Consider the following 10,744-nt stretch of genomic DNA (forward strand, 5'->3'; position numbering starts at 1 on the left):
TAAAGTATTTACGCTGCATCTTATTCGGTTTCATCCGAGTCCGATAGGGCTTCTTCTAGTGTTGTTAATTCCAAAGGAATGTCAACGGGTTTTTCTAAGGAGATTCGACCAAGTTGTCCACCTCGTAAATCGTGCAATAGCACTTCACTGGCACGATGCAAGTCGACAAGACCACCCGCGCGTAAACCGCCTCGACGCGCAGCAATTTCGGTTAATAATAATGCACCATTTTCTGGTAAGCTTTTAAGCTTATAGCGTGCCATTAAAGCTTTGGGGTAACGCTGCAACAGGCTTTCAGCAGTCCATAAACCGACTTCTTCGTAATCCATTGCAGTGTCACGAATCGCGCCTGAAGCGGCTAAACGGTAAGAACTGTTTAAGTTTTCAATGCGTGGCCAAAGTACACCAGGGGTGTCTGTAATTTGTAACTTATCGCCTACCTGTATTTTTTGCTGCCGGCGGGTAACGGCAGGCTCGTTGCCTACTTTAGCTATTTTTCTACCTGCCAAACTATTAATAAGTGATGATTTACCCACGTTAGGTATACCGATTACTAAGGCTTTAACGGAGCGGCTTTCGCGTACTTGGCTGGCTAGCTGCTGACAGACTTGAGCAATAGGCTGTAGGGTTTTAAGGTCGTTAGTGATAATAGGTAAGGCGCGAGTATTGGCTTGCTTGTTAAAAAAATTGATCCATTCAGCCGTGATTTCTGAGTCTGCTAAATCACTTTTAGACAAAAGTTTTAAAGTCGGTTTGTGACGCGCTAGTTTTTCTAAAACAGGATTAGCGCTTGAAAAGGGCAGACGTGCATCAAGTATTTCAATTACAACGTCGATTTCAGGCAGTGCGTTCTTAATTTCCCGGCGTGCTTTATGCATATGGCCAGGATACCAGTTAATAGTCATGTAATTAGAGAAGCCATAAATAAGCTGTGAGTGGGGATGATTTGACCTTAGTCATCATAAACTTGTTTCTTTTTCCAGCTATCTTGGTTGTCAATCATTACGTTGACACCTTCTGCCAGTTCGTTGTCGTTGTTTTCAGATTGAACAGCGATAATTTCTTCTAACTTAGCAATCGTTTCACGGCACTCTAGCAAAGTTTGGTTATGAATACCGTTAGGGTTGTTGCGGTTAAGTTCGCTCATAATACGCTTATAATGAACTACAGCAATGCGTTGATTACCTTCAGCTTCGGCTTTGTTAGCTGAAGCTCTGAATACTTCTACTAAGGTTTGGGTAAAGCCAAGCTTTACTTCATTTAAGTAGCCTTGTGCGACACGCTGAGCAATTTTGCGTTCTTGGTAAAGTCCGATAACAATTTTGTTGAGTTGTTTAAGGTTGCGGCGTACACCATTGGCTGTTTGCAAGTCGACAATAGGTTGTGGTTTGGGTTGATTGCTACTGCGAATGTCTTGCAACTTATTTTTTGCTACTTCTAACTCGGTTTTAATGCGCGGCTCTTTACAGCCTAACTGTTCTTGTTCATGTAGCAGGTCTATCCATTGATCGGCTATAAAAACTCTAAGGTCGGATGATACATAATGAGGTGGTATTTCATCTAACAACAGCTGCATTTGGCGACCACGATCAGCCAAGGTACGTATTCTGCGTAATTCCTCAATTTTCTTCTTCTCGTTCTGTTGGCGTGCGTAAACCACCATAACCATGATTATGGCAATTAAAAAAATACCGCCGAGCACTGCAACAATAACCATTACTTGCTCCTACAAAAAAATCCTTTAAACCAAAGCGCAAAAACTACAAAATGCGAAAGGTTGTAAGTATCTTACAAAGTGGGGGCTTATGACAAGGATAGCTATAAAGCTTTGCATAAATGAGTTGTTTTTAATTCTAAAATTAAAAGTAGTTGACAGATTGATTATCCGTGGATATTATGTGCGCCATCTTGAAGAGCGCAGTGAATGTCCCATTCGTCTAGTGGTCTAGGACACCGCCCTTTCACGGCGGTAACAGGGGTTCGAACCCCCTATGGGACGCCAAGCGGGAATAGCTCAGTGGTAGAGCACAACCTTGCCAAGGTTGGGGTCGAGAGTTCGAATCTCTTTTCCCGCTCCAGATTCTAAAAACCAGCCTTAGGGCTGGTTTTTTTGTTTAGCTGATTTTTAGATGGGTATAGCTATGCTTTTAATAGTTTATATATATGGATTGAGTGTTAAGAGATAGGTATTGAGAAGATAGCCTTGTGCCTAGAGTACATCAATCCCTTTTTATACATCCAATAACTAGCTTAGTTGGTATTACCGTGTCGATAAAAGAACGTCTAATTCATACCATTCTGTTCGAAATTTTTGCTCTATCTATATTCGTGCCACTGGTTTTGATAGTGACGAATAAGGACGCCAGCTCTTTAACCATGATGTCACTACTCATTTCCTTGGTCGCAATGGTATGGAATTATATCTATAACTGGGGGTTTGATCATGTTTATGGCTCAAACAGGTCGTCTCGTAGCATCATGATGCGTTTCGGGCATGGCTTTGGGTTTGAACTCGGTATGGTCGCAGCATCATTTCCAGTTATTATGTGGATGTTAAATTTGGACTTTTTGGCTGTCCTAATCATGGATCTAGGCGCCGTATTATTCTTCCTAGCGTACGCCATTATTTTCAATTGGGTCTATGACAAGCTTCGTGCTGATAGACAGGCTTTCTGACTCTGTTTTCCATGCCTCAGCTCAAGCAATTTATTCAAGATACGCTGCGCAACAACCCTGATCTACATAAAACAGTACTACGGTTAAAACAACAACAACGTCAACATGGCTAATGCTCCAATAATTAAAAGCGCCAGCGCATTCCGGCTTGTAGATTACGACCCGCTAGTGGCGCAGCACTTTTTAAGTAAGAAACATGGTTAATTGCCTGCTCATTGGTTAAGTTTTGAGCTGCCAAATACCAATAAACTTCACCTTTGTTTAGTTGTTGGCGAAAACCAGCCGACGCATTTAGCTGGGCTTGTGCATCCGTGCTACTTTCTTCGGGTGCGGTTTTATTCTGTGCTAGGGTTGCTTGGCTTTCTAGTCGCGCAGTCCAACCATTTTTATGCCAATCCAAGGCAACCAATAAGCTAATCGGTGGTGTGCGTGGCAAACTAATACCAGACGTTAGTTCAGCCCTTACAAAATCAGCATCAAAATCTAAATGCCAAGCATCATTCAATTGGTGATGCCAGCTAAATTCCGCACCATAAAAACGTGCATTGGCCTGCTCATAACGATAAACATCATTAGCATGAAAAGGATCTTTGAACGATTTTAGGTCGTTATAAATATAGTCTTCAAACTGGTAATAAAATAAGCCAATGCGTAATTTGTCCATTGCCCCTTGGTACAACCAGTTTAAGTCTAGGGTGTAAGCAGTTTCTATTTCTAAATCTGGGTTATCTAACTGAAAAGAAAAAGTAGCATGGTGATCGCCATTCCAAAATAACTCTGTTGCCTCAGGCGCCCGCTGAACACGACCAAGACTTAATCCAAAACGCTGTGTTGTAGAAATCACCCAAGTTGCTGCGGCGGTTAAAGTCGCAGGATTAAAACTTTTGTTGTCGTAATAATCTAAGTTTTGTCGCCATGTTGGTTGTATTGGATCATAGTCTGACTGAATCGCCACCCTGTCCAATCTAGCACCTAGTTCAAGCCGTCCCATTGCCCAGTCACGTTCTTCTATCCAGAATACGCCTAACTGCCTAGTTTCGGTGGTAGGCATGGGCGTGTCATGGGAAAAATAGTAACCATTAAGCAAACGGTTATTAAGGTTGTAACCACTTTGACCATCCCAAGCATTACTAAACGAAGGAATACCATTACAACCACTGTGGTTATGACAAAGAGCCAGCTGTTGTTGCTTCATTTGTACACCTAAGGAACCTTGCCACGAGCCCAGCGGCAAGTGACGCAGATAACTACGTAGTTCCCAGCTTTCTTGATCAAACAAACCAACATCTAAACCGGGTTCTGTTTCACTATGAGCATAATCATTAAAGGCTAATTCGGTTCGCCATTCATCTAACCAATTGCCACCTTGGTCCAAGTCTGGCCGCCAAGCCGCTTTTATATCATAGCGAAGCTGTTCTGGTTTAACTCTAAAAGGTGAGTTGTCTGTATTGGGAACAGCATAGTCATACTCCAACACATTAATACTTGCACCAATAAAACCCTGAGAACCCACCCAGCTTAATGCCAAAGCACCGCCTTGACCTTGACTATCACTATTAGCAATACGACCCTGACCCGCTTTATAATCATTGGCATCACGTTTAAAACCGTCTAAATGCAACACCCAGTTGCCTTTTCCTGCTTCTAAGGCTGCATTGTAGTTATAGGCTTTATCCTGGCTGCTAAACCGGGTTGAAACTTCACCTTGTAAACCGTCCACAGGGTATTCATGTATCCGTTTATCCACTAGGTTTACCACGCCACCTATGGCACCACCGCCATACATTAAAGTTGCTGGCCCATAAAGAATTTCTATTTGTTCCGCCGAACTTGCTTCAGCCATAGGGGCGTGATCAGAACTCATGGCTGAAAGATCAGAGGTATCACTACCATTTTGAAGAATTTTTACACGGCTGCCGCTCATGCCACGAATAACAGGACGACCCACACCCGCCCCAAAGGATGCATTACTAATACCGGGGATTTTTTCAAGCAAAGTACCCAGAGTATCGCCTGAATTTTTTTGAATGGCTTCTTTATTAATAACTCGAACAGGCTGAGCAATGCCTTGTATAGCGCCACGGCTAGGACTACTAATCACTTGAGTATCTAACTGTATAGGTGCTGCATAATGTGAGTGATGTGCATGATCGTGAGCATTAATCTTTACACTGATAAAAAAAATAAGAATAGCCAATAAAAACCATAAGAAACAGCGAAAACCTTGTTGATAAAAAAACATAGTAAAAACCTTATCAAAATAAATAAGGCCAGCCGTAGCTAGCCCAATGTTAATCATGTTTATTTAATAGCGAGTTACCTATTATTTATTAATGGCTGCCGTGTGAGTGGTCATCATCATGGTCATCTTGAAAATGTGCAAAAACACCGCTATGCAGTTGTTGCAGCGAATCATGCTGGTGAGTGCCATGCAGGTGATAATCGTCTTCATCAGAATGCGCGTCTAGGTGGTAAAGCACTCCTTTATGCGTTTGAATGGCAAAAAATTCATTAGTACCGGCTAGCAATTGGCTGTTGCTGCTTGTCCATAGCGCACCAACCTCACCTAGCTGCTCTTTTATAACTTCACCCTTTCCGACCGGATTATTGTTTTCAATATCAAAACGCGTAATGGCAATTTTTCCACTATCACTGATTACAGCTAAGGCATCGTCATCAGTCGTAGCTGCTACATTAAGCACCTTGCCAAAATCAGCGCCTAAAATAGAAGATAGATCGCTTCGGTGTGGGTGATCGTTATGTCCATTAACAAGCCACAATTGGTCATCTGACCAGGCAGCAATAACATTATCATCATCAAAAGTAGCGGTTAACCCTTGGATACCACGAATAAATTCATTAGAGTTTTTAGTTACCTCGCCAGTTGCACCTTCTAAACGGTTTGTAGTAGCAGCATATTTTTGAGTAATATAAAGATGCTCGCCCTTTTTAGGATGACCTTCATTTGTTGGCACATAATCACTTATTAACCAACGCAGACTGCCATCACCACAAAGTACTAATGCTAGGTTCTCAGTTTGAGCCGCATCTTTAATACCATCAGGGCAAGAAAGCGACTCCACCATTTCCCATTCACTATTAGGGCGCAGGTAAATTGATCCACCACCCGTTGAGTTATTATTATCAACAACCGTTAGGTTAACCGCCCCACCCGTTCCAGCCGTAAATTTAAGAAAGTGATCGCCTGCTAATGCCAAGGTTGGATAAACAACATTGCTCCAGCTATGACTGGTAACTTCACCCTGACTATTAATTAAATCGCTGGCTCCGCTAGTTGTTAAAGTAGAAAAGTAGTCACCTGTAGCCACAACCTTGGTCACACCAGTAAAAGAACTAGGCGTTAGCAGTTCAACATCGTGGGTATGTGCGTGATCGCTTTGCATATGTTCTAGGCCAGAACTCACCACACTTAACCTTTCGCCTTCTAGCACCGCAGTTGTTAAACCGCTTTTGGCAAGTACAAGCGATGCTGAATTGTCTGAGCTTACATTGGTTGCAGTAAAACGTTCACTTGCTTCTACCGTTTGATCGTAAATTTGCAAGCCAGCAGCATTATTCAATGAGTAGACTAACCTACCCATAGAGTGACTTAGGTTGTGCTCAGAGTGGTGATCGTTATTATCTTTTTCATCATCATCATCATTGCTACTACACGCTGCTAGCAAGCCGATTAATGCTAAAGCTAGCAGGGTTTTGGTTGGGGTATGAAAGTGTTTCTTAAACATGCCTAACTCCTAATTATTACAAGATAACATTCATTAATGTCGACAATGTTATAACATAACAACCAAAGCAGGAAAGCTTTTTATGTAACAAGAATTATTCGTAATTGTATGCTTGTACTAGTCATAGTTTGAAACTATAACTTCTAAAAGTTCCAGAAAATTGGCGCTGATACAACTTAAAAAGTAAGCCGTTCATGTCTTTGGTTCATTTCTCTAGGTCATTTGATAGAATGCGTGCCTTGTTTCTCTAAGCCTTTGGCTTACTCTGACTTATAGGTACGCCATGACTGTTTTATTGATGACTCCTCCCATGACCCAGTTAAATACGCCTTATCCTGCTACGGCCTATTTAACTGGGTTTCTCCGCTCTCGAGGGTATTCTGCCGTTCAGCGTGACCCTGCCATTGAGTTATTTCTTGAGATGATGACCACTCAAGGCTTAGATATTATGCGGCAACACGTCGAAGAGAACTTCGAGTCGTTTGAAGATGACGAATTACCTGACGTTATCTACACCTTTCTAACGGAATTTGATCGCTACCGGCTTTGTGTTGAGCCAGTGATTCGTTTTTTACAAGGTAAAGACCCTAGCCTTGCGCTGCGTATTGTATCGCGGCGTTTTCTGCCAGAAGGCCCAGCCTATGATGTGATTGCTCAGATGGAAGCCGTCTCTGGCGATGTACTAAAAGCAGCCTTTGGTGATCTGGGTGTGCAAGACAAAGCCAAATACCTAGCAACACTCTTTATTAACGACCTATCTGCCGTTATTACACAAGGGGTTGACCCTTATTTTGAAGTTAGCCGCTACGGTGAACGCCTAGCTGCCGCCAATCCTTATTTTGATGATTTGTACGACACCTTGATGGGAGAGCCAAGCTTTACCTCTGGCATTTTAGAGCAGCTGGTTGCGTTGTATTTAGAAGAAACACAGCCCAGCGTTGTTGGTTTAACCGTTCCTTTTCCGGGAAACATGCTGGGCGCCTTGCGAATTGCCCAAGCCTGTAAAAACATTAATCCTGATCTACCCATTGTGATGGGTGGCGGTTTTGTAAATACCGAACTTCGGGCATTAAAAGATATTCGTGTGTTTGAATTTGTTGATTTTATCTGCTTGGATGACGGCGAGCGTCCCTTGCTAACCCTGTTGGAATACCTAAAAGGTGAGCGTGAATTAGATGATTTGGTGCGAACCTATTTTCTGGCAGAAGATGAAACGGGCAAGCCCTACGTGCATTTAAACGAAAATGCCACCCTGCACGATATTCCACAAACCGATGTGGGTGCGCCGATTTACGATGGTTTACCGCTGGATGACTACCTTTCTTTGTGTGAAATGCTTAACCCCATGCACCGTATTTGGAGTGACGGCCGCTGGAATAAGCTTACCATCGCCCACGGTTGTTATTGGCGAAAATGCAGCTTTTGTGATGTGTCGCTGGATTATATCGACCGTTACGATGAAGCTGGCGCGGATATTTTGGTAGATCGGATTGAACAGTTAATTGAAGAAACCGGCCAAACTGGGTTTCACTTTGTTGATGAAGCCGCCCCACCTAAAGCCCTGTTTGCACTTGCCCGACGATTGTTGGAAAGAGGAGTGGTGATTAGTTGGTGGGGTAATATCCGTTTTGAAAAAACCTTCACGGCTGAACGCTGTCAACTGCTGGCAGATTCCGGCTGCATTGCCGTTAGTGGCGGGTTAGAAGTTGCCTCCGACCGTTTGTTAAAATTAATGAAAAAAGGCGTGAGTGTAGAGCAGGTCGCACGCGTTACTAAGGCATTCAGTGATTCAGGTATTTTAGTTCACGCTTATTTAATGTACGGCTTTCCGACCCAGACAGAACAAGAAACGATAGATGCCTTAGACATGGTACGCCAAATGATGCAAGAGGGTTGCTTTCAGTCAGCCTACTGGCACAGGTTCGCAGCAACCATTCACAGCCCCATTGGTTTAAACCCTGAAGACTACGGCATCACTTTAATAGAACGACCAGAAACTCAATTTGCTGAAAACGATGTTGATTTTATCGACCCCATTAAAGTCGATCATGAAATGTTAGGTGAGGGACTACGTAAAGCACTCTATAATTATATGCACGGCATTGGTTTTGAACACTCGCTTGATTTTTGGTTTCCAACACCAGTAAGCCGCACACTGATGAAAAAAAACCTGATCGCTAAAGCACTTAATAACGTTATTGTTAGCGCCTAACCTTTTGCAGATTAGTTATTTGTATAGCCTATTTTAGTTGTTTTTTTACTATAGAGTTTGATTGGACTTTAAGAGGATCACCAAGATTACATTAACTAATCCAGCACAGCTAAGTTGGACTTTTTGCCCTAAGTGTCAAGGGCGGGGACGCATTCGTCAGAAAATTCGTAAAAAAGTGAAGCTTAGCTATCAGGCGGCTTTACTGCAGTTTGAACAGCAAGGCGGTGTTATGCCAGATCGACCTAAGGCACATTTGTCTTTTTGCCCTGGCTGTCATGGTGCTGGCTTGAGCGCTGCTGATTACCCCCCAGCAGCAGATACAAAAAAATATCCAAATGTAGCAATTATTGGCGGTGGTATTGGTGGTGTTGCTTTGGCGGTTGCCTGTTTGCACCGAGGTATTCCTTTTACCTTATATGAGCGGGATAGCGATTTTTCTGCGCGTTCTCAAGGTTATGGCCTTACTTTACAACAAGCTAGCAAGGCAATTGAAGGTTTTGGGGTTTTTTCGCTTGAGCAAGGTTTAGTGTCAACTCGCCATGTGGTACACCGCACAGATGGTAAAATACTCGGTGAATGGGGTATGCGTAAATGGCTGGCTTCTGAAGACAATCAAGCCCCCAAGCGTACTAACGTGCATATCGCCCGTCAGTCATTGCGCCTTGCTTTGCTGCAACAATTAGCTGCTCATCCGCAGCTGCATGAGGCGATAAAGTGGGGGCATCAATTAGTAGACCTTAAAGCATTGGTGAGTCTTCAAGGAATGCCAGCCGGGGTAGCATTAAGTTTTTCGGTAGACGGCGAAATAAAAACGACTAATGCTGATTTAGTCGTAGGTGCTGATGGCATTAGAAGTGCGGTGCGTAACTTGGCATTAGGCGATGATGCTAGCTCATTGCGCTATTTGGATTGTATCGCTATCTTAGGCATTTGCCCATTAAGTGCGCTGACTGATATCGACAGTGAATTGCTGGATTCGGCTACGGTATTTCAAACGGCTAATGGGCATGAACGCATTTATGTGATGCCTTTTGATGCTGATTCGGTGATGTGGCAATTAAGCTTTCCTATGTTAGAAAATGACGCTAAAGCCCTAAGTGCTCAAGGCGCTGAGGCATTAAAGGCGGAAGCGCGTCAACGCACGCAATGGCACGCACCTATTCCACAAATTTTAGCGGCAACGCCTGCTGAGTTAGTGTCGGGTTATCCCATTTATGATCGAGCGTTGTTAACGGCTGATGCATTAGTAAAGATGGATTCTATGACTTTACTGGGCGATGCTGCCCACCCTATGAGTCCATTTAAAGGCCAAGGGGCGAATCAAGCTTTATTAGATGCGCTGTCATTGGCACGCACTTTAGTTAAAGGTTGTCACTTGCAATCTAACTGGCGTGAGGTTGGCATTCGCGAATGCGTGCTAAATGAGTTTGAAGCCGAGATGCTGGAACGCAGCGCTGTTAAGGTAAAAGGCTCAGCCAATGCCGCTGAGTTTTTGCATTCTGAAGTGGTGCTGCATGAAAGCAATGAACCGCGTGGTCGCTGTTTGAAAAGCGATTCCAGACTTTGAATACAACATTGATATGTTGGTTTAAAATTTTATTTTATATAGTATTGTAGCGATGGAAACAGTATGGATAAAGTTGATGCATCACGAATTATTGAAATGGCTTGGGAAGACCGAACGCCTTTTGAAGCCATTCAGCATCTTTACGGTTTAACCGAGCCTGATGTGATTAAATTTATGCGTAGTAGTTTAAAGTCTGGTAGCTTTAGATTATGGCGTGCCAGAGTAACAGGTAGGCAAACTAAACACCTAGCATTAAGAAGCACTGAAATTAGTCGGGGCTATTGCCCAACCCAGTATAAACAAAGGTCTAATTAACCCAGCTAAAATAATTTCAATAAAGGCTTGTGTTTTTTCAAGTTAAGCTTATACTTTGCCTCTCTTGTCAGGGAGCACTTAGCACTTAGCACTTAGCAATAAGCGCTGTAGCAATCACTGGCAAGGGGTGTAACTGGTTGTTTTTAATGTACTTTCTTTTTGTCTAAGCGGTTTAAAAAGAATTTAAAAATAACCCTTGACACTGAAGCGAAACGCTGTAGAATTCGC

The 10,744-nt window shown here is 43.1% G+C and carries 8 protein-coding genes and 2 tRNA genes; 6 read left to right on the plus strand and 4 right to left on the minus strand.

Annotated elements, in window-relative coordinates:
* Nucleotides 1-20: 20 nt before the first annotated feature.
* Together ylqF and VJY63_RS05210 are read right to left on the minus strand one after the other, a co-directional pair.
* Nucleotides 21-905 carry a ribosome biogenesis GTPase YlqF gene (gene ylqF / locus VJY63_RS05205; RefSeq protein ID WP_324048717.1) on the minus strand — a complete coding sequence of 295 codons (885 nt, stop codon included), beginning with the start codon at nucleotides 903-905 and terminating at the stop codon, nucleotides 21-23.
* A gap of 47 nt (nucleotides 906-952) precedes the next feature.
* Nucleotides 953-1,717 (minus strand): hypothetical protein, encoded by a 765-nt coding sequence (locus tag VJY63_RS05210; protein ID WP_324048719.1) that lies wholly within the window; start codon nucleotides 1,715-1,717, stop codon nucleotides 953-955.
* A 209-nt stretch (nucleotides 1,718-1,926) separates the two neighbouring features.
* Here VJY63_RS05210 and VJY63_RS05215 point away from each other — a divergent pair.
* The 3 genes from VJY63_RS05215 to VJY63_RS05225 all read left to right on the plus strand — a co-directional run bounded on the left by VJY63_RS05215 (nucleotide 1,927) and on the right by VJY63_RS05225 (nucleotide 2,676).
* Nucleotides 1,927-2,002 (plus strand) — tRNA-Glu (locus VJY63_RS05215).
* Nucleotide 2,003: 1 nt separating this feature from the next.
* Nucleotides 2,004-2,078 (plus strand) — tRNA-Gly (locus VJY63_RS05220).
* Nucleotides 2,079-2,265: 187 nt separating this feature from the next.
* A complete protein-coding gene (locus VJY63_RS05225; protein ID WP_324048721.1) occupies nucleotides 2,266-2,676 on the plus strand; it encodes a PACE efflux transporter in 411 nt (136 codons plus the stop codon).
* A 124-nt stretch (nucleotides 2,677-2,800) separates the two neighbouring features.
* Here VJY63_RS05225 and VJY63_RS05230 read toward each other — a convergent pair whose 3' ends face one another.
* On the minus strand, nucleotides 2,801-4,918 hold the full coding sequence (locus tag VJY63_RS05230; RefSeq protein WP_324048723.1) for a TonB-dependent receptor: 2,118 nt from the start codon (nucleotides 4,916-4,918) through the stop codon (nucleotides 2,801-2,803).
* Between the two features lie 88 nt (nucleotides 4,919-5,006).
* On the minus strand, nucleotides 5,007-6,422 hold the full coding sequence (locus tag VJY63_RS05235; RefSeq protein WP_324048725.1) for a hypothetical protein: 1,416 nt from the start codon (nucleotides 6,420-6,422) through the stop codon (nucleotides 5,007-5,009).
* A 283-nt stretch (nucleotides 6,423-6,705) separates the two neighbouring features.
* Between VJY63_RS05235 and VJY63_RS05240 the strand changes: the two genes are divergently transcribed.
* The 3 genes from VJY63_RS05240 (at nucleotide 6,706) to VJY63_RS05250 (ending at nucleotide 10,516) form a co-directional block, all read left to right on the plus strand.
* Complete coding sequence (locus tag VJY63_RS05240; protein WP_324048727.1) at nucleotides 6,706-8,634, plus strand: B12-binding domain-containing radical SAM protein; 1,929 nt, start codon at nucleotides 6,706-6,708, stop codon at nucleotides 8,632-8,634.
* Nucleotides 8,635-8,695: 61 nt separating this feature from the next.
* A complete protein-coding gene (locus VJY63_RS05245) occupies nucleotides 8,696-10,201 on the plus strand; it encodes an FAD-dependent monooxygenase (RefSeq protein WP_324048728.1) in 1,506 nt (501 codons plus the stop codon).
* 63 nt (nucleotides 10,202-10,264) lie between these two features.
* Entirely contained in the window at nucleotides 10,265-10,516 is a 252-nt protein-coding gene (locus VJY63_RS05250) for a TIGR03643 family protein (RefSeq protein ID WP_324048730.1), read from the plus strand.
* Nucleotides 10,517-10,744 lie beyond the last annotated feature (228 nt).

Source organism: Marinospirillum sp., from assembly GCF_035271045.1.
Lineage (GTDB): Bacteria > Pseudomonadota > Gammaproteobacteria > Pseudomonadales > Halomonadaceae > Marinospirillum.